Below are 25,076 nucleotides of genomic sequence, written 5' to 3'. Positions count from 1 at the left end.
CGCGGCCAGTTTAGCCGAATTCGCGGCCACCCATCGGCCAATCCTCTGCCTTGCCTGAATCCACGAATCCTCGACCCTATGGGTGGCGCTTGGCCGCCGTTTGGCGTGGCGGCACGGCGTAGCTGCCACGGGCGGGCGGAGACATTCCCGCGTGTTCCGCTCATATTCCACCTGCACACCGCTCGTAATCTCCCTTCTTCGGCAGGTCCAAAACAGCCGCCATGCCGGCCAGTAACGACCCGCATGTACATGCGGTATTTCTATTGCCCAAGCAACGTATTTTCTTCTTTACTCCTATGCGAATTGCGCTAAGAATAGGCGCAAGTAATTGTCACATAAGAAATCTGCTATGAAAAAGAATGTTTGCCTTACTGCAGCGGCCATTTTGATGTCCCTCTGTCTTTCAGCGCAAGCCGTGGATTATGCCGGAAACGGCAATAGCGGCTGGGGCGGCGCCGTGGGCCTGGGCACCCTGAGTTTGACCCACACCCCGACCGATCTGAGCTTCACCCTGACCAAGGGTGCCGGCAGTCTGGACAATGCGCTGGTGATCTACATTGATTCGGTAGCGGGTGGCTTTACGGATACCTCGACGCTGTCCGATGACGGTGACGGCGCCCGGAGCGCCATCTCGGGTTATACTTCCACCGGCAATTCCGGCGGCCCGGGGCGTAGCACGATGACTTTCCTCTCGGGTTTTGAGCCCGAATACGCCGTGGCTATTGAAGGCGGGTATGCCAGCCTGTTTGGGCTCGCAAGTGGTGGTCAATGGAGCCTGAACTGGATCGCTGGAGCCAACCAGTCCGGCAGCGGCAGTTCTACCTTTAGCCTCTCTTTCCCGCTCGCCAACATTGGGGTGGGCGTTGGCGATAGTTTTGACTTGTTCGGAACCTACAGTTCGCCCACCGGCTATCGTTCTCAAGAGGCAATCGCGGGCAACGACTTTGGCACCGACGGCTGGAATCCGTTTACGCAGACGGCCTTCGTCACTTACATGATTCCGGAGCCTGGCACGTTTTCCCTCTTGGGCCTCGGTTTGGCTGGCTGGCTCTGTCTCCGTCGCCGCTCCTGAGTTCTGCCACAGGTTTGTCTTTTCAAGCCCCGCCTCCGCGGGGCTTTTTCATTGGTGCGCCCGGGGCCGTGATACATTCTCAGCTTTGAGTTTGGCTCGGTATAGGCTAGCATAGGGCGTGTAGTCAGCCACAGGGTTCCATGAACACAGGCTCAAGCACCAACGGCAGGTCGGGGCGCGCCCAAACCACGCGAGTAACGTTCTGGGGCGTTCGCGGGTCCATTCCCACCCCGGGGCCATCCACGGTCCATTACGGCGGCAATACTTCTTGCGTCGAGGTCCGCGCGGATGGGCAAATCATCATTCTCGACGCCGGCACCGGAATGCGCCTGCTTGGCCGCCACCTGGCCGCCGAATTCGACACGCAACCGCTCGAACTAACCTTGCTGCTGACCCACACGCATTGGGACCACATCCAGGGCCTGCCGTTCTTTCAGCCCGTGTACAAGCCGCAGAATCACTTGCGCATCCTGGGTTACGAAGGAGCGCGGCACGGTTTGGATGTCGTGCTGGCGGGCCAGATGTCCAGCCCGTTCTTCCCGATTGGCCTGCGCGAGGTGCCGGCCAACGTCCGCATTGAGGAACTCCAAAGGCGCTGCTTCCGTATCGGATCGGTCCGCGTCCAGGCCGCGCCGGCCAATCATCCCGGCAATTGTTTTGGCTACCGGCTGTTTACTTCCAGGGGGTCTATTGCCTTCTTCCCCGACAATGAATCGCAGCCGGGGGGCATCACCGCTGGGCGGAGCAAGCACCGCAATTTGGTTGAGTTCCTGCGCGGCACCGATCTCCTGATCATGGACACGCAGTACGATGCCAGGGAATACCAACTGCACACCGGTTGGGGCCACGGCTGCCTCGATGACGTCGTGTCGCTCGCGCTCCTGGCGGAGGTGAAAATGCTCTGCCTCTTTCATCACGACCCCAACCACGACGACGCCAAGATCGCCCGGATGCTGGCCCACGCCCGGAAGCTTGTTGCCACCCGGAAAGGCAAGCTGAGAATCGAGGCGGCCCGCGAAGGAGTGACGGTGGACTTGCCGGTCGCGATGCGGGCGTAACCGCCGCGGCCCGCGGCAGGCGGCACCCGCCGACTGGCTGCCCGATTTTCCAGTTGCCCGGCTCCGTGAGGTAGTTGAACCTCGCCGCCATGTTCGAGCTGCTCAAGACCGATGCGACCTGCAAGGCGCGCCTGGGCCGGTTGACCACGCCCCACGGCGTCGTGGACACACCGGTTTTCATGTCTGTCGGCACGCAGGGCAGCGTCAAGGCCATTGACCCGCGCGAGCTGCGGGAGATGGGGACCCAGATCATCCTTGGCAATACGTACCACCTTAACATCCGGCCCGGGCTGGACATCATCCGCGCCGCGGGCGGGCTGCACCGGTTTATCAACTGGCCGGGGCCGATCCTGACCGACAGCGGCGGGTTCCAGGTGTTCAGCCTGGCGACCATTCGCAAGATCCAGGCCCACGGCGTCGAGTTCCGGTCGCACCTGGACGGCTCCCTGCTGTTTCTCGGGCCCAAAGAAGCAATGGCGATTCAGGCGGCGCTCGGCTCGGACATCGCGATGGTGTTCGACGACTGCCCGCCGCACACCAGCACGCCGCGCGAGCTGCGCGCCGCCGTGGAGCGGACCATGCGCTGGGCCGCGGAATGTCGCGAACAGCCGCGCGCGCCGGGCCAGCAGGTCTTTGGCATCGTGCAAGGCGGCACCAATCCGGTGATGCGCGAGGAGTGCGCCAGGGCCCTGGTGGCCTTAAAGTTCGACGGCTACGCCATCGGCGGCGTCAGTGTCGGCGAACCGGAGCCCGAGATGTTGCGCGCGGTCGAGATGACCGAGCCTTTCCTGCCGGCCAGGCAGCCGCGCTATGCGATGGGCCTGGGCACGCCGGCGCAAATGGTAGAGCTGGTCGCGCGCGGGGTGGACATGTTTGACTGTGTCCTGCCAACGCGGGTGGCGCGCAACGGCACCGCCTTCACCCGGAAGGGCACCATCAGCATCAAGGCCGGCGCCTGCAAGGCCGACTTCCGGCCCATCGAGGATTACTGCGACTGCTTCGCCTGTTGCCACTTCACCCGCGCCTACCTGCGGCACCTTCTCAACGTGAACGAAATCCTGGGGCTCCGAATGTTAAGCGTCCACAACACACGGATGTATCTGCGGACGATGGCCCAAATGCGCGAGGCGATTGCGGCGGGGACCTTTGCCGAATTCCGGCGTGAGTTTGTAGCCCGCTACGTCCCGACGAAGAAGGTCTTGTTGGCCCGCGCCGCTGAAGCCGAGCGGTAGGCTTGGCGCCAGGAAAGGCGCAAGACGGGCCACCGGGGCGGCAGCGCGGCGGACAAAGCAGGGTAGGCGTCCTCTCGCCCGCCGGTTCGCCGGGCGTCCCGCCCGGTGATTCCAGAAATTTGGCGGCAGAACGCCGGCATTTCATGTTGACACTCCCGGCAGGGGCACGATAATCGCGCCCTCACTTGCAGTGTTATGAAACGTTCCGGCTTGGTCGTGGTGGTTTTGCTGGCGCTGGCGGTGCGCCCAGCGCAGGCGGATTTCGTCTATTACAGCGGCGGTTTCCAGAACGGGGGGCTGATCCCGGATGGGAATGAGTCCGGGTGGGCGGACACGCGGTCGGTGAGTGGCCAGGTGGGGACAATCGCGGGCCTGAGCGTGGCGCTGACCTTGACCGGGGGGTGGAATGGGGACCTCTATGCCTCCCTGGTGCATAACAGCGGGTTCTCAGTGCTGCTGAACCGGGTTGGCAGTTCCTCCGGCAACGACACGGGCTACGGGAATCCCGGGATGAATGTGGTGTTCAATGATGCGGGCGCTGGCGGGAACATTCACTGGTATGGCGGAGGGAGTGTGCCGACGGGGCCTTACGCGCCGGACGGGCGCAACATTGATCCAAAGTCTGGAGGCGGGACCATTGCCGGGACAACCCCGACGGCGCTGCTGAGCTCGTTCAACGGATTGGATGCCAACGGAAGTTGGACTTTGTTCATCTCGGACGTGTTGGGCGGGGATCAGAGCAGGGTGACACAGTGGGGACTGGATTTCGAACTCGCGGCGGTGCCGGAGCCCGGGAGTTTGGTGGAGGGGGCTATGGCGGTGCTGTTCTTGGGCGGAGTGATTGGTTTCTATCGGCTGAAGAGGCACAAGCTTCAGCCGGCGCCCGGCTGAGCCGGGTTTGTCTGATCGGCACACTTGTTCATCCGCACTCCTGCAGGCAGCAGGAAGCGACTGCGGATGGAATGTCGCCGCCTTGCTTCCTGTCAGTAAACCAAGACCTCTGCAAATCAACCCCCGCAGTTCGCTGAGTCCGCCTTCGGCTGGGTGTTCGGTGCCATATTACCTCAATCCATCAACGCAAACCCCTATTCCAGGACCGAATAGCCGTCTTAATGGATACCTGCGCCATGTCCACTCTCAGATAGTGGTGGTTCCCAAGCACATCCGACCTCACGACCTTCCAAAACCGGAATTGCCGGTGTGACAACGGTGTGACACGCGTGGCCGGTTACACCTTGCTTGCGGCACAGGTCTTGAGTCCGCCTGCCCGGTAAGACGATTCTGACCGATACTGGCCAGAAGTGCTGGTTTGCCGAGGGAAGGCCGGATCGAGTTCCCTGAAACCGGGCAACAGGGCCTGTGGTGCGACCTGCCCAATTCCCTGGTCGGCCGCTTACTGCCTGACGCCACTCAAGGGCGGGAATCCTACCAGTTGTCGCCAATTGTGGTTGACGAAATTGGCTGATTTTGGTTCCCTATATGTTAAGAAAACCCGAATCGAGCAAGTGTTTGGTGCGGGCTGATTCTCAGGGCAATGACCGCAATCATGGAACACGCTCGGAACGAGGCGTTCTGGAGCAGTTTTATGCCCCGGCACAGGACGCTTGTAGTCGTCGCTGGGGCGTGGCTTGGCCTTGCGCTCATCCTCGCCACGCATGCCGAATTGCCTACAAATCAGTTGCCCGCAGGCCAATTGCTTCCAACGGGGGATACCAACACGGTCGCCACTTATGACGGCGGCAGCATCACTGCTGGCGACCTCGCCGAATACTCGGCCGAACCCCACTTCCTCGCCGACGCGGAGCGGAACGCGCCCACCAACGCGATCAGCCTGGACGAGAAGGTCGCCCGGCACCTGGCGGCGCTGCGCATCCTGGTCGGCGAGGCCCGGCAGCGGGGCCTGGACCAGGAGCCTGGGTGGAAGTTGCAGGCGAAGCTCATGGAGCAGCGCGTCCTGAGCCGGACCCTGATCGAAGAAATACGCCAGGGCGTGTTCTTGAGCGACAAGGAAGTCGCCGACTACTATGAGGCCAACAAGTTCAAGCTCCTGACCATCCAGGCGATCGAAGCCCGGCGGATCGGGATCAGCGCGCAGAAGCACGGGGACCAGGCGCTGGCGCGGGCGAAGGAGGCCCTGGCACTGATTCGCGGCGGACAGGACTTCGGCGCCGTCGCAAAGCGGTACTCCGACCTCGACCTGAAGACGGCGCAGACCAATACCTACCCCCCGGACCTCTGGGGGAAAGAAGGCGTAATGGCCCTGGCGGAACTCGGCGAGGGCAAGGTGAGCGATCCGCTGCCGGTAGCCGACGGATTTGAGTTGGTCAAGGTCGTGCAGATGCAACTCCCGGCGAATATCAGCCGGGAAGAGGCCATGCACTTCGCACGTCAAGTGCTCGCCGGAGAATTGGCCGGGCGGCGCATGGAGGAGATGATGAAGGCTGCGGAGACTGCATTCCCCTTCGTAAACGTCCAGACCAATCCGCCGTCCTCAAATCCCAACCATCAACTATCAACTCCTCACCTATCAACTAACGGGGTGTTGCGTTGCGGTCAGTTCGTCCTCACGGAGGAAGACATTGGTGCGTTGGCCGGGGAGCGTGCCTCTCTCGGCATGCCCACTCAGGAACTGCTGGAGATGATCAAGCGGGACCACGGCCAGCAGATCCAACTCGGCGAAATGGCGCGGGGCATGGGGCTGGACAAGCGGCCGGGCTTCCAGCAGCGGCTGCGTTACGAGCTGAATAAGCGGCTGGCCTACCAGTCAACGATGGCCCTCATCCCCGAATACCTGGCCGGCCTGCAGTTTGAGGAGTCGCGCCTGGCGGACCATTACCAGGACCAGTGGAAGGGAACGGTGGACGCGAGGCTTGATTACGACGTGCTCGTGGTGCCGCTGGGTGTTGCCGCTGACGCTTCGGCCGAGGACCGGGAAACGGCCCGGACCAACGCGCTGGCAAAGGCGAAAACACTGATCGCCCGGTTTTGGGAAGGCACGGCGTTCGAGCAACTGGCCGGCGGCGACGCGAGCCTGCAGTTGATCACCGGCCAGAGCCGCCTGTTTCAGGCCGGCTCGATGCTCGAGCCGCTGGTGGCCGGTTTGCAGCCGGGCCAGATTGCCCTGGAGCCCTTTGAAGATTTTGGCGGTTATTGCGTGATCCGCGTCAACAAGTACGAGGCGAGCCGCAAGACGCCCTACGAGATGGCACGGCCCTACATCGCCGAACATTTCCGCCGCCAGGTTGAGATGGACCTTCGACGCGATTTCGAGCCGTTCCTCTTGGAGCAGAAGCATTTCAAGTTCAAACCTGCGGCCGCCGGCCCGGCGGCCTCCGATCCAAAACCAATGGGCGAAAGTGGGAAGTGAGCAGTTGATATGATTATTCGACACTCAATAAGAACACCCATCACTGCTGCCTTGGCAGGGATTTTGGCGCTGAACGCGACGCCGGCATCGGCATGGACGCACGATACGGGTGAAGTGGATCCTGAACTCGGCGGCTCCTGGTATGCGTGCGGCACGGCATACGCCACCGCTGCCGGCACTGACTCCGGGAAGTATGCCAGGTGGTATCCGGCATGGGATTTCCGCGGACGTTTCCGAATGGATATCAGAGTCCCATGCGCGACGAACGACCGCGGTAAGGACGTAAAGCATCATGTTCGACGGGTGGATGGCACGGAATATCAAGCCGTCACCTTCACCCAGTGCGGTCGGTCTGGGTGGTATAATCTGTTCCCTGATACCAATTGGAACGGTGATGCGGATAGATACAGCCGTGTATATTTTTATGCATTTAATGATACTGTGTATCCAAACTGCTACAGTGGCTACAACGCTGTGACGGCTGGCGAGGGTCGTACCTACGGCGAGAAGTGGGATTACATCAACGATTGGGTCTGCCTGGGCGGTTACAGCGGCGTGATCGGTGACAACGCCACCGGCTGGACGGAATCCGACATCTATCTTTACCCGGCGGTGGACACCACCCACGGCAACGTCTTCAACTACGGCGGGAAGGTACCGGGCCGGGTCCAGACCGGGGACTGCAACTGGGAGAACAAGCTGGATTGGAAGGGCAACGCGGCCAGTTACGGAAACTGCGACAACTGTTACTCTTTCGGGTTTGCATGGATGTATTCTCCCAGCGGAGCGAGCCCCAAGTTCCTGATTGGGGCAGACGATGACCAGAGGACCTATGTGAATGGCACGCTGATCTCGTCGGGCACCAGTTGCTGCAACCGGGATAACTTCGAGACCGGAGGAATCAGCATGCCGAGTGGCTGGAGCCGGATTCTATTCAAGGTGCGCAACGGTGGTGGCGGCTTCAACGGCACGGTGAGCCTGCGCAACGGGGGCGACCGGGGATGGAATGAAGGCAGCGTGACGCGCTACAGCAGCAGCTACGGCCTGGGCTACGAACAGGACGACTGGTACCCGCGCATTGACGTGTCTAACTTCTATGGCGGCAGCAATCCTCAGCCCAATGGGAACTACTACGGCAATAGCACGACGGTGGCAGCCAGCGGGACCGCCTCGGTGACGGGGCCTGTGCCGCTCTGGAAGGTGATGTTCTTTGACTGGGGTTACGGCATCAGCGAGCGCAATTATACGGACGTCAGCTCCAGCGGAGTTTCCTGGTCACACACGCAGACGGGGGTGACGGGTCACCGGCGGTTCCACTTCTTCTCCGTCAGCAAGTCCAAGCGGTGCTCGTTCCAGAACAGCGGGGTGACCGGTGGCTGGAACTTTGCGGATGGGGGGGCGGCCAACTACATGGACGTGTACGTGGACAACGTGGCGCCGCAGAATCCCAGTTTTTCCAGCGTAGCGGCGGCCAGCACCACCCAGATCAACCTGGCCTGGGCGATGCCGCTGGACCAGGGCGTTGGAATTGCGGCCGGTTCGACTGAGGCGGCTGACGAAGCGTCTGCCACATCCGCCAATTACTACCGCCGCGGCGACGTGGGGATGAAGATTTATCGGGGGGGCTCGACTACAGTCTATGATTGGGGCACTGAAACCTCGGCTAACGATACAGGACTGACGGCCAACACCGCCTACACCTACACGATTGAGGCGCGAGATAACACGGGTAGCGGACGCGGATCCTGGCACAATTATACTGGCCAAAAGGATTCCCGGGTAGTCTGGACCTTGTCGGTGCCACCAACAACCAGCACAGTGACGCGCGATGCTTCATTCATTTGCGCCCCGGGCACGGCTGTGAATTGGACAGCGGTGGGTGGTTTTGGCCCCGGCAAAGTCCAGTATTACCGCTATGTTTGGAATCAGTCGCCCACGCATAGTTGGGCGGACAACGAAACGCAGTGGACCACGGGGGCACTTGCCACCACGCCGACAAGCGGAGGAACCTGGTATCTGCACCTTAAGGGCTACAACGGGGCCAATGCGGGGAATGGCACGCTGGACTATCCGGTTGTGGTGGCTAATGGCACAGAGAAATGGATTGGCGGCAACGGACCCTGGGACACCACTACTCCGGGTTTCTGGGAGGACGCTACGCCCAATGCCGCCAATTACTGTGACGGGCATGATGTGCTTTTCGATGATAGCCCTTGCAGCAGCTTGAATCCCCTTGCGCTCCAGGCGGCTATCTCTCCGGCGAGCTTGGTCAATAACTCCACAAGCAATGACCCGGTTCCCGGTGAAGACCGGAGCTCCTCCTCGACTCGGCCAATCAGGGAGAGCAGCATCATGCGGACTACTCCGGGTGGTCACACCGTCAACACGGTGGCAATCGCCGACAGGCGGGCTCCGGGCGGCGCGGCCACTACCGCTACTGACCCGACCACTGCGGTCGCCATGAGCGTGACCTCCACCTTGTCCACTGACACCGGCGGCTCCGCCTTGGCCGGCAACCAGACCCCGTTCGGCACAGGCACCACTGACTTGGTTGCCCCCCGCGCCGCGGGTGCAGCGGCAACACCGGAAACGCTGACGGCCAATACCAAGGTCACTCTCGTTGATAGTGCCAAGACAGGAAACATCGAGCCCGGCAGCGACCTCGCCGGCTTGCAGCAGGGTGGCCTGTCCGCTCCCGCTCAGCCCGAAGTCTATGACCCGATAGCGGCGTTGGAAGCACTGGCAACCCCGGCGCCTGCCAACGCGAGTGGCCAGGCACTTGAGTTGGGAGTGCTGACGGGAACCAAAGTTCTGGCGTTGCAGACCGAGGGGGACACCACGACTGTGGAGTTTTCGCAGGACATCCTCGGCAGCGAGGAACTCGGCACCAAACTGGATGAGGCCCGGCTGACCCTGATTCTTAACCAGGTCAGGGCCACGCTGCGGCAGTTCGGATTGGACGGCAGCTTCCGGCTGCAAACCGGCGGGAAACTCTTGTGCACCTACCTGCCGCCCGCCACGCCGGTGGAGCCGGAGCCCGCTGTCAAAGCCGCCGCGCCCAGCCTTAAAGCCAGCAGCGGGCTGGGAGGGAGAAACATCTGTATTGGTCCCAGCCACGGCAGGTTTTGGAATGGGAGCGGCTGGTATTGGCAGCGGTCCGATCCCTGCGGATACGGGGAAGCGGTGCTGGAAGACCTCAACTCCATAAGACTCATGCAGTTCCTCTACCAATACCTCACGCAGGATGGGGCAACGGTTCATGTGCCCCGCGAGCTTAACGAGAGCAACTGCTGCAACGGCTACGAGGGACAGCCGTGGTGGAAAATGGCGGCGTATTCGTGGCTGCGGATAAACGGTCTTCCTACTTCTGTCTGGGCGAATGCCAGCGGCGTCGGCGGCGAGGAGACCGCCACCGGAAGGAGCAGCGACGACATCCGTGCCCGGCCGCGCTTTGCCGATTACCGCGGCTCGGAGATCTACATTGCCCATCACACCAACGCCGGGGGTGGCACCGGCACGGAGACGTTCCGTGATACGGCGATGGAATATCCGGCACATGAAACCGCGAGCTACAACCTCGCCCTGAACGTCCACAACAATACCATTGATGCGATCCGCGAAATGTATGACGGTAGCTGGGCGAACCGGGGGGTGAAGGACGCCGCCGGTGGCTTCGGCGAGATCCGCATCCCGAACCGCCCCGCCTGCCTGATCGAGTTGGCCTTCCACGACAAATGCGGCGGGGATGCCTCCTACCTCACGGACGATTTCTTCCGCTCGGTCGCGGAGTGGGGGCTCTACAAGGGTGTTTGTGCGTATTTCGGCACCAGCCCGACCTGGGACAAGTATTCTGACGAGTATGTAAGCGACACGATTCCCTCGACGATGAACGCCGGCCAGAGCTACAGCGTCAGCGTGACGTTCCGGAACCGCGGCGTGCTCTGGCGCGAAGGGCGGGCCTTCCGCCTGGGCGCCGCCGGCGATAGCGACCCGTTCACGCCGACTACCCGCCATACGATCTCGGGAGATGTGCGGCCCGGAAACACATACACGTTCACCTTCACGATGACCGCGCCGGCCACTCCCGGCACCTACACGACCGACTGGCGGATGATCCGCGAGGGGGTAACCTGGTTTGGTGCAACGCACAGCGAGCAGGTGACCGTTATCAGCACCGCTCCGACCATTACGCAGCAACCGGTCAGCGTGACCAAGGACCCCGGCCAAACCGCCACGTTCACTGTGGTGGCCAGCAGCACAACCACCCCAAGTTATCAGTGGAGGAAGAACGGGGTGAACATCTCCGGCGCGACCTCCTCGACCCTCACCCTGGCCAATGTGCAGTTGTCCGACGCCGCTTTCTATACCGTGGTCGTCAGCAACGACGGGGGCTCGGTCACCAGCAGCCAGGCCCAGTTGGTGGTGACAAGCTCGCCGGTGGCCGCCGGCACTGGCGACGGGCTCCAGGGCCAATACTTTGACAACCAGGATCTCACGAGCCCCGTGCTGACCCGCACCGATGCGACGATTGACTTTGCGTGGGGGGAGGGTTCTCCCGACGCCAGCATCGCCGTTGACACCTTCTCAGTGCGCTGGACCGGCCAGGTCGTGCCGCGCTACACTCAGGACTATACCTTTTACACCCGGACGGATGATGGGGTGCGCCTCTGGGTCAACGGTTTGCCGCTGGTTGACAGGTGGGTGGACCAGGGCCCAACCGAATGGAGCGGTTCGATCGCCCTGACGGCCGGGCAGGCTTATGACATCCAGATGGAGTATTATGAGAACGGCGGCGGGGCTACTGCGCAGTTGAGCTGGTCCAGCGCCAGCGAGGCCAAGGCGACGATTCCTCAGACGCAGCTTCATGTGACCGCTTCGCCCCTGATTGTCGTGCAGCCCCAGAACCAGTCGGTGGTCGTGGGTAACGGGGTGACGTTCAGTGTAACCGCGCAGGGAGTGCTGCCGTTGACTTATCAATGGCGGTTCAACGGCGCGGACATCTCCGGGGCGACACTCAGCAGTTACACGAAGAACCCGGTGCAGCCGGCGGACGCCGGCATCTACTCGGTGGTGGTCGCCAACGCCTACGGCAGCATCGTCAGTGCCGGCGCCACGCTCACGGTCCTTGTGCCGCCGAGCATCATAACCCAGCCCGCCAGCCAGACCGTGGATCAGGACGGCGCCGTTTCGTTCAGCGTGGCAGCAACCGGCACCGCGCCCCTGACCTACCAGTGGCGGTTCAACGACGCGAACATCTCGGGCGCGACGCTCAGCAGTTATACGAAGAGCAACGTGCAGCCGGCTGATGCCGGCGGCTACTCGGTGGTGGTAAACAACATCGCCGGCAGCGCGACCAGCGCCAATGCGCTGCTGACTGTGAGCCCGTCCCCCAGTATCACCACCCAGCCGCTGAGCCAACTGGTGGGGCTTGGGAGCACAGTCAACTTCGCCGTCGCGGCCACGGGCACCGGGCCGCTGACCTACCAGTGGCGTAAGAACGGCGTGGACTTGATCAATGATGGGATCTTCTCCGGGGTCACCACGACCACTCTGACCCTCACCGGGGTCCAACGAACGGACTCGGGCACTTACAGTGTGCTCGTTAGCAACCCCAACCGCTCCGTCGTGAGCGTGGACGCGTTGCTGACGGTAAGCTGCCCGGGTGAATCTATCGCTATTACGCTCGACAGCACCGTGGCGCCGAAGAGCGTGACCAACAACTCGGTCATAGACTACACGATCGCCGGCAATGGCAAGATCTCCGGGGCGGCTGGGCTGACCAAGGAGGGCAGCAGCACGTTGACCCTGAGCACCGCTAATGATTACAGCGGCGCGACAACGGTAATTGGCGGCAGGCTGCTGGTGAACGGTTCTATTGGCAGCGGGGCGGTCACGGTGGCCGATGCTGCCACCTTGGGCGGCAACGGAACGATTGGCGGCGCCATTACGGTTGAGAGCGGCGGCTTGCTCGCCCCGGGCGCCTCCATCGGGGCTATCGGGATGCTCACCGCGAGCGGCGACGTAACTCTCGCCAGCGGCAGCAAGACGGTAGTGGAGGTCAACCGCTCCGGCCCCAGCAGTGACCTGGTGACTGGCATCGGCACGTTGACAATGGGCGGCACGCTGCAGGTGGCCAACACCGGCGAGGCACTTGTGCCCGGAGATGCGTTCACCCTGTTCAACGCCACAACCAGGAGCGGTGGGTTCGCCGCGATTGGCCCGGCCAATCCGGACAACGATGAAGACCTGGCGTGGGACGTGCCGGCGCTCAACACGACCGGGGTGCTGCGGGTGCATCACAGCCCCGACGCGATCAACACCAACATCGTCCGTGGCTGGAACACGTCCCTGAAAATCCGGTGGAGTGCTTTATTCCCCAATAAGGACCGGGACAACGACCCGGTGGTGCTGGAGCGATGCAAGGCCAGCACCAAGGGCGCGACGATCACGACCAACGCCACCTATATCTTCTACACCCTGGCTGCCAACGAAAGCGACGATTTCGATTACGTGGTTGCGGACAACCGCGGGGGCAAGCGCACAAGGAAGGTTGCGATCACCGTGGTTCCTCAGGGGGGCCAAGTGCAGACTCCGACAGTGCCGCCGAGTGGACCCGTGACGGTGACATTTGCAGGGATCCCCACTTTTCCGTATCAAGCGCAGCGGGCGACCAACCTCGATTTCAGCGTTGGACTGTTGCGGACTTGGACAATCACCGCGCCGTCGACGGGGGTGTTCCAGATCGAGGATGATTTCAGCGACCTGGGCCTGCGACCTTCCGCGGCGTGGTATCGGCTGAAGTATAATCCGTGATCCTCGAGACAAGCATGCGGGAATGTTTGCCGGTCGGGGAACTCTGGTGGGAGGTGACACTTCCACAGGTTGGTATCGCCGCCCGCCTCGGCCTGTTGCAGCCCGTAGCAGCTCTGAGGCTGCCGGCATCAGGAACGCTCGCCCCGGCGCGTGATGACCGAAGCACTGCGGCGTTACCGGCGTAACGGGCGTTAGGCCGCCGTCGGCTGGGTCCTGAACCCAAGCGTTTCCTTAAGCCAGCGGAAGGCGGCGCGCAAGCCCGCCTCCCGGACGCCCGCAAGGCCGTAAATGGAAACCAGCGCCTCTTCGTGCCCGCGGTAACGCGGCGGCAAGAGCATCACCGCAGTGATTCTCCGGCCTTCCACCCTCAGGATCTGTGAGTAGAACATGCCCTTGCCGATGGCGTATTGTCCTTCAGGGAGCGTCAGCGCGCGTCTTGGCAGCACAAGCCAGGGACGATATTGCAACACCAGGCCGCCCTGGTCGTCCCGCCGCAGTGTGCCGTAGGTGCGGGCGGGAACACGATTGATCTCGCGGGCCAGCAGCATCCGGTTGGCCGCAGGATCAGGCAGGAAACGCTGGCTGCGCAGCGTGACGATGTCCCAGATGAAGACCAGCCCAAAGTGCGACAAGCGGAACGACCAGCCGGCGATGAAATAGGCAATCCCGATGATCACCAGCGCCCAGGCGGCGCCCAGCCACGGATTGAAATACGCGGTGGCTGGAATCGTCAGCAACACGAACAGCCGGAATCCCTTGAGCGCCGTGTCCACGACCGCGAAGGGACTGAGCAGAATGAGGATGTTGATGGCGTTGGAGGCCAGGAAGACCAGGAAGAAGGCGAGCATCGCCATGGGTATCAGCATGCCATTGCCCAGCCAGGAGAGGTCAATTGCGGCCAGAAAGCCATTTGTGCCCGACAAGGCAGCCTCGGGCGGAGCCGGCGGAGCGACGGCAATCACCAACGGCACGAAGGCGCCGGTGGCAAGCAGGCCGCTAATCTTGTGCTCGAGGGCATCGGCCACATCCAACGGCTTCTTCAAGAGCCTCGGCGCCGTGATGCCCAGAGTGTCCTTGAGAAAACAGACCGTGACCAGCACGAAGCCGGTAATCCAGAACCACGGTTGCGCAAACCAAGGCAGCCGCGCCCTTTGCTGCGGCGTCTTGGCGTGAAAATATCTCCAGGCCCCCACCGTGCTCACCCCCAGCAGCGGGGAGATCGCCACGCCCGTGATCTCCGAGACCGCATGCGCCAGCGCCACGCCCGGCACCGGGGCGTTCGTGAGCGCCGTCGCTTCTGCCGGCACCGCGGCGCGCGCTCCCCACGGACACCCGCAGCCGCTGATCAAAGCAATCATGCCGGCCAGCAAACTGAATCGTCTCATGCCCAGAGCCTCCGCCTTTTCCCGCCCGCTGTAAAGCAGGCTGTGAACGGCCAGTCGCGACTTCTCCGCCTTCCCTCGCGCAAGCTCCGTCACCCTTTGGTCAGGAGGCGGCCTGCCGCGACTTGCGCCGGCTGTAAACAAAGAAGAAGAACCCTGCCAGACCGAGAAAGAACGCGGTCCCGGCCGCCATCTTCACCTCATACCACAGCAGCGACGTGATGTGCCGCGCGGGAAAGAACGCCAGCATGATCCCCAGCAGAGTTGTGAGCAGCCCCCCGCCTCCGGCGAGCAAGAGCACCGGCCGGCTGTAGCGACTTTGCTCCCGCTCGTGGCGGAACGCGACTTTCAACAGCGCTACAAACATGTACACAAACGGCACCAGTTGCACCACCACCGCCATCGACAGCATCGTCTGGAACGCCTCCTGCACCCCCGCGCCGGCGAAGTTCATCACTACCAGCGCCAGAGAAACGCCGGCATGCACCAGGATTGCCGCATGCGGCGTCGCATACCTCGGATGCAACCGCCCCAGCCAGCTTGGCAGGTATGCGTCCAGTCCGGCCACGAACGGAATCCGCGCCGCCCCCCCCAGCCACGCCGAGCCGATCCCCGCAATGGACAAGCTCAGCATCAGCGCAAACCCGGGCACAATCCACCCGATGCCCGCTTCCCCAGCCATTTGGCCTACCGCCTGCATGATCCCTTGCAGCACGTTGATCTGGTCCTTGCCCACCGCCACGAGCAGCGTCAGCGTCGCCGCGATGTAGAGCACTCCGCAGATCACCCCGCCCGCGGCCACCGCGCCGGGCAGCGTCCGTCGCGGCTCCCGGATCTCCTCACCCATCACCGACGCCAGCTCGAGCCCCACCAGCGCAAAGCAGATCACGCCGAATGAGTTTAGCACGAACTGCGGGTCAGGCGGGATGCGGAAGTCCGCGCTGGTGAGGGTCGTCCCCGTCTTCGCCCATAACAGACAGCCCAGGACAATGAGCGTGCCGGCCGCGATCCCGGTGCCGATGCCGCCCACGTTATTGAGCCACTTGCCCACGCCCAGGCCCACCACGTTCAGGACGACCAGCACCGCCAGCAGGATCACCGACACCGTCAGGGCAAACCACTTGCTGTCCGCCAGGCCCTCGTGGCTCGGCCCCAGGACGTACACCGAGACCCCCACGAAGTAGAGCAGCACGGTTGGGATGTAGAGCATGTTTGTCGTCCAATAGCACCAGCCCGACAGGAAGCCGTGGAAATCGCCGAACTCCTTCTTGGCCCACAAGTAAACCCCGCCCTCGCCGGGATAGCGGTGCGACAGTTCGATCACGGCAACCCCTTGCGGCCAGAAAAACAGTGCGAGCGAGATCCACCACAACCAGACGGTAATCCCGCCGTTGGCCGCGATCGAAGGCACCACGTTCAGGTTGAACACGGCCACCACGAACAGCAGCACCAGGTCGCGTCGGCCCAGCACCCGCTTCAACTGCGGGTGGCTCACATCTTGTTTGTGGGCGGGTAACGCCCCTTCGCTCTTCACCATGGTCCGGGCGATTATGCTGTCCAGCAGATTGGCACCAAGCCCAAACTTGAAGTCGGGGTCCTTGAGGGCGCACCAGCACTGCCACCAGTCCGGGTAGTAGCGGCAGGCCCGGCAGGCTGTCCGTCGTCACAGGGACCGTGGTGTATGGATGCGCTCGGTTACCAGCGTCGCACGGCCTCGCTCCAACAGCGTTCGCAGATGCAGGCGCGGCGTTGGGCGTGTTCCGGCACCCGGTCCAGCAGCTCGCGCGGGAACCGCTTGGCGGCGCACCAGCATTGGGCGTTGCTGGAGACTCCCGCAGCCAGCTGGCATTCGTTCGGCGCCCCGCAAAGCGGGCAGCGCGTGGGATCAATCGCGTTCCCGTCGCCCGGAATCGCCGGCATGACCTGCGGGGCGGCGGCGTTCATGCACACGGGAGAGTGATGCGGTGGGATTGTTTCTGATACTTGCCGGCGCGTGCGGAATAGCTGGTCTGGCAGCGTTCGCCTTTGAGAAAAACCATCTGCACGATGCCTTCGCCGGCGTAGATGCGGCAGTCGGCGGCGCTGCTGTTGGAGAACTCCAGCGTCAGGTGCCCCTGCCAGCCGGCTTCGGCGGGCGTGACGTTGGCAATGATGCCGCAACGGGCGTAGGTGCTCTTGCCCAGGCACAGCGCGCTGACGTCTTCCGGCAGATGCAGATGTTCCACCGCCACCCCCAGGCCGTAGCTGCGTCCGGGCAGGATGAAGAAACGGCCGTGGGCTTCGCGATGCAGCCGGGCCGGCTCCAGGCTGGCAGGCGAGAAGCTCTTGGGATCTACCACCTTGCCTGGCACGTGGCGGAAGATTTTGAATTCCTTGGGCGATAGCCGCAGGTCGTAGCCAAAACTGCACAAGCCAAAGGAGAGCACCGGATGACCTGCGACGTGCCGCACCAGTTTCCTGGTGAAGGGCCGGATCATGCCCTTGCGGGCCAGCCGCGTGATTTGGAGATCATTCAGAATCATAAGCCGGGTGAACCATCGGCCGCGATCAGGCTCGCGCTGTGATCGCCCCCGCAAGGTTCCTGGGGCGGGCCGTCGGCGCGAACCGGACGGACCTCCTGCCGGATAGGCTCGGGCGCGCCCAATGCTCGAAGCTGCCGGCGCAATTCGTCGAAAGCTTGCTCGCTCAACGCGCCCGGTCCGACTGTCGTGCGCAACTGCAACGGGACTCCCGCAGCTCGCAACAGCTCCAGGCTGGCGAGCACTTTGGCCGCGCTCTGGCCGTCTCCCGTGAGCTGGGCGTAGCGTTTGTCCAATGGCGCTTTGACGTCGAGACCGACCCAATCGATCCACGGCAGGAGCAGTCGCAGGCGGTCCGGGAAGACACCCGCCGTGTGCAATCCGGTCAGCAGGTCTTTGCCGCGCACGGTTCGCAGGGCTGCTTCGAGCCCGCGATGCAGCGTGGGTTCGCCGCCACTGAACACGACGGCTTCCAGAAAGCCCCGCCGTTCCTCCAACAGCTCACACACCCGCCGCCAGCGCCAGGAAGTCGGCTGGTCAAGGGGCCTGAGTGCGGCGTTGTGGCAATAGCCGCAGCGCCATGGGCAGCCTTGCGTGAACACGGTCAGCGCCAGCCGGCTGGGGAAATCCACCGTGGTCAGTGGCGAGACCCCGGCCACGGGCAGGAGTTCATTCGCCGAAAGCCGCGCCGGCGCTTCCATGTCGAGCGCGGTGGTCATTTCGCAATTGCGAATTCGGCTTCCGCCGAAGCATTGGCGGGTTCGACGAAGAAGGTTCGCTCGCTGAATTCACTTTGCTTCCCCCGGTTGAACTGCGAATAGGGGCGATAGTAGCCCATCACCCGCGTCCAGATTTCGCAGGGCTGCCGGTGCGTTTCGCAGCGGGGACAGAACTCGTGTTCGCCGGTGAGATAGCCATGCTGCGGGCAGATGGAGAATGTCGGCGTGACGGTGATGTAGGGAATGCGGAAGCGCGTGAGCGCGCGACGCACGAGTTGCTTGCACGCCCGCGCGCTGGATATGCGCTCGCCCATGTAAAGATGGAACACCGTGCCCCCCGTGTAAAGCCGCTGAAACGGCTCCTGATGCGTCATGGCGGCAAACGGGTCGTCCGTGGCGCCCACCGGCAGTTGGGAGGAATTGGTATAGTAGGGCGCGTCGGGTGTGCCCGCCTGCAGCATGTCGGGGAAACGCTTCCGGTCCTCCCGCGCGAAACGATAGGTCGTCCCCTCGGCGGGCGTGGCTTCGAGGTTGAACAGGTGGCCGGTCTCCTGCTGGAACGCGACGATGCGGGCGCGGACGTGGTCCAGCAAGCGCAGGCCCAGTTCAACGCCGGCGGGCGTGGAGATGTTCTCCCGGTCGGAAGTAAGATTGCGGACGCATTCGTTGACGCCGTTGACGCCGATGGTGCTGAAGTGATTCCGCAGCGTGCCCAAATACCTCCGGGTATAGGGATACAACCCCGCCTGCATGCGCTCCTCGATCACGCGCCGTTTCATCTCGAGGCTTTGCTTGGCCAGCTCCAGCAAGCGGTCCAGCTCCACGAACAATCGCGTCTCGTCCTGCTTGTACTTGTAGCCCAGCCGCGCGCAGTTGATGGTGACGACGCCCACCGATCCGGTCTGTTCCGCCGAGCCAAAGAGGCCGTTGCCGCGCTTGAGCAGTTCGCGCAAATCCAACTGCAGCCGGCAGCACATCGAGCGCACCATCCCCGGCTGCAGCTCGGAGTTGATGAAATTCTGGAAATACGGCAGGCCGTATTTCGCGGTCATCTCGAACAATGGTTCGGTGTTGGGATGATCCCAATCGAAGTCGTTTGTGATGTTGTAGGTTGGAATCGGAAAGGTGAACAGCCGTCCTTTGGTGTCGCCCGCGGTCATCACCTCGATGAAGGCGCGGTTGATCAGGTCCATCTCCGCTTGCAGCTCCCCATAGCAGAACGGCATCTCTTCGCCGCCAATGATCGGCTGCTGCCCGCGCAAATCGGCGGGGCAGGTCCAGTCGAAGGTCAGGTTGGTGAACGGCGTCTGGGTGCCCCAGCGCGACGGGACGTTGAGGTTGTAGATGAATTCCTGGAGGCACTGGCGGATTTCCTCGTGGCTCAGCCCATCCTTGCGCACGAACGGCGCCAGGTAGGTGTCCACCGAGCTGAACGCCTGCGCCCCGGCCCATTCATTTTGCAGCGTGCCCAGGAAGTTCACCATCTGGCCCAGGGCGGTTCGCAGATGTTTCGCCGGCGCGGCTTCAACTTTGTTCGGCACACCATTGAATCCTTCCCACAACAACTGCCGCAACGACCAGCCCGCGCAGTAGCCCGCCAGCATGTCCAGATCGTGAATGTGAAAATCGCCCTCGCGATGCGCCCGCTCGATCTCGCCCCCATAGACATGATGCAGCCAGTAGTTGGCCGTCACCTTGCCCGCCACGTTCAGAATCAGCCCGCCCAGCGAGTAACCCTGGTTGGCATTGGCGTTCACCCGCCAGTCCGCCGCGCTCAGGTATTCCGCGATCGAGGACACCGTCGGGACGAGCGGCTCGCCCACGTCGCGCGCCAACCGCGCTTTGCGACGTTCCTCCCGAAACAGGATGTAGCCCTTGGCCACCTGATGTTGGCCCGCCTCCATGAGATGCGCTTCCACCAGGTCCTGGATGGACTCAATGCCCAACGCCTCGCCCCGGGCCGCGCGGGAGACCACTGCCTGCACCACCTCACTCGTGATCCGGAGGGCGGCGGCTTGCGCATCGGCGGGCAGGGCCTGGGCAGCCGCCAGTCCGGCGTCGGCCTTGAATGCGGCCTCGATGGCCAGCAGGATGCGGCTCTCCTCGAAGGGGACGACGCGTCCGTCGCGTTTGCGGACGGTGAAGTGCCGTCCCTGAAGCGGGTCGAGTTGCGCCAGCCGAAGCTGGCCGTCGAGTTGTTCGTGCAGCATATTGGGCAATGTCGTTGAGCGGCTGCCAGGCCGCGTCTTTTGTCGGAGGGAAGCTCGACTCGCGGTGAATGCGGGCATGAAAAACCCGACTTCACTCGCGAGGGAGTGAAGGCGGGCTGAAACACAAGCTCGACTTTTCCCTCATCCTGTCTTTGGCGATACAGTCGCCCGTGTCATCCGACACGGGACTTGATGAGCGTGAAAAAGCAGGTCTTCTGGCTTCGAGGTCAATCTATTTTGCCGGCCTTACCAATCCCGCTCGGCGGGATCAGTGGCCTCGCTGGCATTTCGTCGCTCGTTACAGCGGCGCTACCGCGCGGGATTCTCACCCGCTTCCCTATTCTCCCCAGCTCTTGCTTTGGGGCACTTTGTTCACATTTACCCACCAGTAATAGGTGGGTAGTTCAAAGAACTGCACAATTAGTAGCGGTTCGACGACAGGTGCGTCAAGCTCGACTTTTCAAAAGGTTTTTCGCGGATTTGCGCGGATTTCCCGGAAATTCCTATGGTGATCCACCGTCCCGGACGCCCCTTTTTGCCTCCAGCACCCTCACCGGACAGGCGAAGGCGCCTTTATCGTGGTGTCGCACCCCGTTTTGGGCTTGCGGCTGGCTGGAGGATGGCTTGTTAGTGCGGTCAGGATACGGTGTGGTTCCCATGGGGGTCGGGCCCCATGGGAACCACACCATGGCAGCACCATGCCGTCACCGTATACCCAAACCAAGAGTGCCGGGGTCAGCGGGAAATTGAGGGAACAGGACGGCGAGGCGGAATCCGTTGGGAGGCGGGGACGTGCTGCAGGGTGGAGTCGGGTGGGAATGTCATTCGAGGTCGTACAGGGAGTTGTCGGCGGAGAGGAACCCGGTGCCGGGCGCGACGTTGGCCGCACCGTCTTCGTTGTCGGTGAAACACTCGCGCAATGATCTGGCGTGGCCGTCGCAGAAGGCGGCGTTGCTTTTCTTCAGGTGACGAAAGCCCTGCGTGCCTGACCAGCGGCCGCGAAAGGAATCATCGCCGGGATTGGGCCACGGGGCGCGCATGAACTTGTTGGCGCCGGCCACATACTGGCCATCGCCAAAGACGAGCGTCTGGTTCGGGCGCCGCACCTCGGCCGCCTTGGCGGACGGTTGGATGTTCTCATATTCGCCGTGGCCGAGGTAGCTCGTGTTGTAGTTGTAGCCGGTGTAAGGGTCCACGAGCCAGTTGGCGCCTCTCGTGAGCGACGGGCATTGTTGAATCTGCTTGTTGCCCTGGCTCTGCCAAAGCAGGCCGGGAATGACCGCCGGCGGACTTCCCTGAATCGTGGTCAAATCCCACGAGATGGCAGCCATCGCTCCGTTGATGGTCCCATACCAGTAAGCAACGGGATAGAAGCCTGCATTGTCGTCCACGTAGACGTGCGCGGCAATGCCCATTTGGTGGAGGTTGCTCAGGCAGTGGATACGTTTCGCCGTGGCTTGAGAGCGGCTCAACGCTGGCAGCATGAGCGCCGCCAGCAGGGCGATAATGGCGATGACCACGAGCAACTCAATCAGGGTGAACCCCCGCCGCCGAACCGGCGGGACATCGCCAGAGAGCCCCGGCGCAGCCCTTCCAGGGTCCACGGGATGGGCGGGCGCGTCCATCCCTGGCGAAGTCCGAAGCCTGCTGGCGTGACAGCTCACGGCCGGTTCAGTCGCAAGCGGTAGAACGACCGTGGTTGCGGCGGCGCCGGGTCGGACAGCGTGACGGTTTGAGCATCCGCCGGCGTTGCGTTGGTGACGTTGTCCCAGTTCACCCAGTTGGTCGTGCGTTCCAGCGTGTGGGCCCAGCCTGCCACCGGGGTGAATTGGAAGCCGTAACCTCCAGCGGCCGGGCTCATCGCCAGTTGCGGCGGTGTGACTACGATTACCGCGAACGCGGCGGAGGCGTCAATTCCCTGCAGGATTACCAGGCCGGTGTTCGCGCTGAACTCGAAAGGCGCGCGCGTCCAGTTGGTGCCGTCCCAGCCCAGCACGTCCAGATCGGCGCCGCTCGCGGTGTAATGCGGAGCGACGTTGATCGCGACGTCCGCGTCGAAGGCCACTTCGTTGGTTTCGATGGCGGTGGCAACGTGCAGGTTGACGGCTTCGAGCTTCGTGCCGGAAAGGGCCGCGAGCGCGGGCTCGTCCCGGAACCGTGACACCGTGGCCAGCGCGATGTCCGCCACCTCATGGAAGGTCAGTGCGACGGCGTTCACGGCCGGGTTGCCCGGTTCCTGGAAGCAAAGCGTGCCGGTTCCGTTGATCGTGTTGGCGGGCGCGACGCAAAGGCTCTCGCCGAGCACCGCCGGGCGCACGTCCGAAAAGGCGTCCACCTCCCCGCCGTGGTATCCCCCAGCCGCCGCCGAGACACGGATGTATTGAATGGAATCAAACCCGGATTCAGCGAGGTCGAAGCCCGTGCCGCCGCCCGAGCCGGCATAGAGCTTCAGGGCGTCATACGTCGGCAAGGTGACGTCCGTGGCGCCCAGCAGGTCGTTGAGCGCCGGATTCACCGGCTTGGTGAAGTCCGCTTGGCTCATCGTCCAGCCGCTGCCGGTGGCGTCGTGCAGGGCCGGATCCCACCCGAAGCCCTGCGTGGGAAACGCCGTGTCGCAGAACGGCCCGTTCGTATAGGTGTACCAGTCTTCGCCGTCGGGGCTGACCGATACGAGCATGGGCTCGATGGTGATGCTCCCAACCAGGTGGGAGGTTCGCAGGTCCGAGGCCTCGCTGGTATAGCCGCTGCTGACATAGAACGAGTTGCCGAACACCGCGAAGTCAATCCCGTAAGGATTGGCGGGATCGTCCGTGACGGGATGATCGAAGGCCACCGTGACATGGCCGTAGGTGTATGTGCCGCTGGCGCCGGCGCGGTTGAGCGTGACGAGGCTCTTCTGCCCGTCAATGTCGGTGTTGTAGGGCGCCGCGACGAGATTGACGCGAAAGCGGTTGGTGCCGAGGATCGGATCGCTGTTGAGCATCCACACGCACGGCTGGCCGACCACGCAGGCGGGATCGCCGTAAGCCCCCGGCCCGAACGGCCCGGAGGAGCCGGCCACCGCAACCGCGTAGGGACTGAGGGATTCCGCTGCGGGTTCAGGCTTGGCAGGCGCGCGCTTATGCAGGCCCCAGGCGATACTGCCTGGGGCGTCGGGATTCAAAGGGTCAAAGTCGCCGGCGGCGACTGACCAGCCTATCCACGAGCCGTCCCGCAACAGGAGATTCGCCAGGCCATCAGCGGAGTACTGCCACTGGCCGTGGTTGCCGGTCCAGGGCCCCACCGGGTTGTCCGGCATCCAGTAAGGGCTCGTCCCACGATCCGGCGCGTTGGTGAAGCCGCCATTGCCGCCCGATTCGTGCCACAACTCCCAGGTTGGCCCCTGAGAGCCGCCCCAATAAAGGTCGGCAGGGTCGAGGGCTTGAAAGACATCCGCGGCGGCGGCGGGGAGCGTCACCAGGCCGTTGGTGAACGCCGAGGGCGCGTTGGCGAGCGACAGAGCGGCGAGAATGTTCGTGCCGTTCCGGAGGCCGAGGACGTGGTTGTTGTTCAAGTCATAGCCGAATCCCGGAACGGTTTCGCCGGGAGTGCCCGCGCCGCTGACCACCGCGAACAAACGCGGGTCCGCGGCCACGATGGCGCTGAACATGTCCTCGCCGCTGGCGGTCCCGTTCCAGCGAAAGCCCCAGGCGATGGACTTGGCCGCGACCGGGTTGGGGACCTGCGTGTTGTTGCACACTTCGGGCGCGATCCAGTGAACGACCATCGCGGCGCGGTTGGTGCCGCTGCCGGCCCAGAACCGGAGGTCGTCCAGCGTAAGCGCGGGTGCGTTGCCGGCGGCCAGCAACGCCAGAAGGACGCCGCCGGCCAGGCCAGCGAGTCTCAAGCGCGGTCTCTCCGGGCGCATACCAGCAGAACTCCGCTGAGGAGGAACAAAGTGAGAGTGGCAGGCTCCGGAACCGTGGCCGCCAGCGGCTCGCCGGGCTCTGTTCCCGCGAACCCAGGGGCGAAGCTGTAACCATCCCAAACTCCATCCGCCAGGATGCGTTCCCCCGCCCCAACCATGGAAGACGCCCAGGCCTCGGCCGTGGTGGCTTTCAGGTAGTAAGCCCAAAACCCGTTGTTCCAGCCTTCGATCCAGTGATCGGCGGCGTCGCTGGCGACTCGTGAATCATCGGGATCGCTGTCAGTTGCCAACCCGCCGCGGTCGAACATCAGCGCCGGCGCAACGCCGAATCCACCGCTCTGGTTGAGGTCATAGCCGAGACCGAGAACGGAGGTGCCCCAAACGAACTCGCCCAGGTGCGCAAAGAGACGCGAGTCGGCGCTCACGACGCCCAGCAACATGTCGAGGCCGGTGGCCGTGCCGTCCCAGCGATAGCCCCAGAGCAACGATTCGGCGGACTTGCCGTCGTTCCAATCGATCACCAGGGCGGCGCGGTTCGCGCCGCTGCCGGCCCAGAATTGAATGTCGTCAAAGGTGGCCGCGGACACGGGCCACGCGCCGCACGCTGTCGCGATGGTCATCGCCAGAGCGCGGATGGCCTTGTGTTTCACCGGTCGGATGTGTGTGTTCTGTTTCATTGGTCTGATCTGTTTGGCTCGTGGCCAGACACCCGGGCACGCCGGGCACCCAGCCGATTTCAACGGCGAGACCAGACCGGAGAAGCGCGTTCGCCAGGCCGCGCGGCCCGGAAACACAAA

The 25,076-nt window shown here is 63.2% G+C and carries 15 protein-coding genes and 1 riboswitch; of the genes, 6 read left to right on the top strand and 9 right to left on the bottom strand.

All coding sequences use genetic code 11. The features are described from left to right. The first annotated feature begins 349 nt into the window (after positions 1 to 349). The 6 genes from P5205_01930 (at position 350) to P5205_01905 (ending at position 13,542) form a co-directional block, all read left to right on the top strand. Positions 350 to 1,072 (top strand): PEP-CTERM sorting domain-containing protein, encoded by a 723-nt coding sequence (locus P5205_01930; GenBank protein HSA09105.1) that lies wholly within the window; start codon positions 350 to 352, stop codon positions 1,070 to 1,072. 140 nt (positions 1,073 to 1,212) lie between these two features. Beyond that, complete coding sequence (locus P5205_01925) at positions 1,213 to 2,130, top strand: MBL fold metallo-hydrolase (protein ID HSA09104.1); 918 nt, start codon at positions 1,213 to 1,215, stop codon at positions 2,128 to 2,130. 89 nt (positions 2,131 to 2,219) lie between these two features. Continuing rightward, complete coding sequence (gene tgt, locus P5205_01920) at positions 2,220 to 3,362, top strand: tRNA guanosine(34) transglycosylase Tgt (GenBank protein ID HSA09103.1); 1,143 nt, start codon at positions 2,220 to 2,222, stop codon at positions 3,360 to 3,362. 195 nt (positions 3,363 to 3,557) lie between these two features. Next, positions 3,558 to 4,253, top strand: coding sequence for a PEP-CTERM sorting domain-containing protein (locus P5205_01915; GenBank protein HSA09102.1), 696 nt, complete (start codon positions 3,558 to 3,560; stop codon positions 4,251 to 4,253). A gap of 655 nt (positions 4,254 to 4,908) precedes the next feature. After that, positions 4,909 to 6,729: a peptidylprolyl isomerase gene (locus P5205_01910; protein ID HSA09101.1), complete on the top strand. Its 1,821-nt coding sequence runs from the start codon at positions 4,909 to 4,911 to the stop codon at positions 6,727 to 6,729. Between the two features lie 51 nt (positions 6,730 to 6,780). Beyond that, on the top strand, positions 6,781 to 13,542 hold the full coding sequence (locus tag P5205_01905; protein ID HSA09100.1) for an immunoglobulin domain-containing protein: 6,762 nt from the start codon (positions 6,781 to 6,783) through the stop codon (positions 13,540 to 13,542). A gap of 191 nt (positions 13,543 to 13,733) precedes the next feature. Here P5205_01905 and P5205_01900 read toward each other — a convergent pair whose 3' ends face one another. From P5205_01900 to P5205_01860, 9 genes are all read right to left on the bottom strand, one after another. Further along, positions 13,734 to 14,927, bottom strand: a complete 1,194-nt coding sequence (locus P5205_01900) for a hypothetical protein (GenBank protein HSA09099.1) — start codon at positions 14,925 to 14,927, stop codon at positions 13,734 to 13,736. Between the two features lie 100 nt (positions 14,928 to 15,027). Continuing rightward, complete coding sequence (locus P5205_01895) at positions 15,028 to 16,461, bottom strand: APC family permease (protein HSA09098.1); 1,434 nt, start codon at positions 16,459 to 16,461, stop codon at positions 15,028 to 15,030. A 158-nt stretch (positions 16,462 to 16,619) separates the two neighbouring features. Continuing rightward, positions 16,620 to 16,868 (bottom strand): cysteine-rich CWC family protein, encoded by a 249-nt coding sequence (locus tag P5205_01890; protein ID HSA09097.1) that lies wholly within the window; start codon positions 16,866 to 16,868, stop codon positions 16,620 to 16,622. After that, the gene (dcd, locus tag P5205_01885; GenBank protein HSA09096.1) at positions 16,865 to 17,446 is read right to left on the bottom strand and encodes a dCTP deaminase; all 582 of its coding nucleotides are present in this window, start codon (positions 17,444 to 17,446) and stop codon (positions 16,865 to 16,867) included. The genes P5205_01890 and dcd overlap by 4 nt, the downstream gene beginning before the upstream one ends. Beyond that, positions 17,443 to 18,162 carry an anaerobic ribonucleoside-triphosphate reductase activating protein gene (locus P5205_01880; protein ID HSA09095.1) on the bottom strand — a complete coding sequence of 240 codons (720 nt, stop codon included), beginning with the start codon at positions 18,160 to 18,162 and terminating at the stop codon, positions 17,443 to 17,445. The genes dcd and P5205_01880 overlap by 4 nt, the downstream gene beginning before the upstream one ends. Beyond that, complete coding sequence (locus P5205_01875; protein HSA09094.1) at positions 18,159 to 20,372, bottom strand: ribonucleoside triphosphate reductase; 2,214 nt, start codon at positions 20,370 to 20,372, stop codon at positions 18,159 to 18,161. Before P5205_01875 ends, P5205_01880 begins: the two co-directional genes overlap by 4 nt. 187 nt (positions 20,373 to 20,559) lie before the next feature. Next, a riboswitch (cobalamin riboswitch) is annotated at positions 20,560 to 20,758 on the bottom strand. Positions 20,759 to 21,193: 435 nt separating this feature from the next. Then, positions 21,194 to 21,997, bottom strand: coding sequence for a prepilin-type N-terminal cleavage/methylation domain-containing protein (locus P5205_01870; protein HSA09093.1), 804 nt, complete (start codon positions 21,995 to 21,997; stop codon positions 21,194 to 21,196). A 35-nt stretch (positions 21,998 to 22,032) separates the two neighbouring features. Further along, positions 22,033 to 24,258, bottom strand: a complete 2,226-nt coding sequence (locus P5205_01865; GenBank protein HSA09092.1) for a hypothetical protein — start codon at positions 24,256 to 24,258, stop codon at positions 22,033 to 22,035. After that, on the bottom strand, positions 24,255 to 24,956 hold the full coding sequence (locus P5205_01860; GenBank protein HSA09091.1) for a hypothetical protein: 702 nt from the start codon (positions 24,954 to 24,956) through the stop codon (positions 24,255 to 24,257). The genes P5205_01865 and P5205_01860 overlap by 4 nt, the downstream gene beginning before the upstream one ends. Positions 24,957 to 25,076 lie beyond the last annotated feature (120 nt).

This window comes from Candidatus Paceibacterota bacterium (assembly GCA_035452965.1).
In the GTDB taxonomy this organism is placed as follows: Bacteria; Verrucomicrobiota; Verrucomicrobiia; order Limisphaerales; family UBA8199; genus UBA8199.
Note: the sequence above shows the minus strand (reverse complement) of the source record. Positions and strands in the feature narration are given on the sequence as shown.

Bases quoted from the DNA above. Each gene is read 5' to 3' on its own strand.
- P5205_01930 (HSA09105.1), top strand. From the start codon at position 350: ATGAAAAAGAATGTTTGCCTTACTGCAGCGGCCATTTTGATGTCCCTC.
- P5205_01925 (HSA09104.1), top strand. From the start codon at position 1,213: ATGAACACAGGCTCAAGCACCAACGGCAGGTCGGGGCGCGCCCAAACC.
- tgt (HSA09103.1), top strand. From the start codon at position 2,220: ATGTTCGAGCTGCTCAAGACCGATGCGACCTGCAAGGCGCGCCTGGGC.
- P5205_01915 (HSA09102.1), top strand. From the start codon at position 3,558: ATGAAACGTTCCGGCTTGGTCGTGGTGGTTTTGCTGGCGCTGGCGGTG.
- P5205_01910 (HSA09101.1), top strand. From the start codon at position 4,909: ATGGAACACGCTCGGAACGAGGCGTTCTGGAGCAGTTTTATGCCCCGG.
- P5205_01900 (HSA09099.1), bottom strand. From the start codon at position 14,927: ATGAGACGATTCAGTTTGCTGGCCGGCATGATTGCTTTGATCAGCGGC.
- P5205_01895 (HSA09098.1), bottom strand. From the start codon at position 16,461: ATGGTGAAGAGCGAAGGGGCGTTACCCGCCCACAAACAAGATGTGAGC.
- P5205_01890 (HSA09097.1), bottom strand. From the start codon at position 16,868: ATGAACGCCGCCGCCCCGCAGGTCATGCCGGCGATTCCGGGCGACGGG.
- dcd (HSA09096.1), bottom strand. From the start codon at position 17,446: ATGATTCTGAATGATCTCCAAATCACGCGGCTGGCCCGCAAGGGCATG.
- P5205_01880 (HSA09095.1), bottom strand. From the start codon at position 18,162: ATGACCACCGCGCTCGACATGGAAGCGCCGGCGCGGCTTTCGGCGAAT.
- P5205_01875 (HSA09094.1), bottom strand. From the start codon at position 20,372: ATGCTGCACGAACAACTCGACGGCCAGCTTCGGCTGGCGCAACTCGAC.
- P5205_01870 (HSA09093.1), bottom strand. From the start codon at position 21,997: ATGGACGCGCCCGCCCATCCCGTGGACCCTGGAAGGGCTGCGCCGGGG.
- P5205_01860 (HSA09091.1), bottom strand. From the start codon at position 24,956: ATGAAACAGAACACACACATCCGACCGGTGAAACACAAGGCCATCCGC.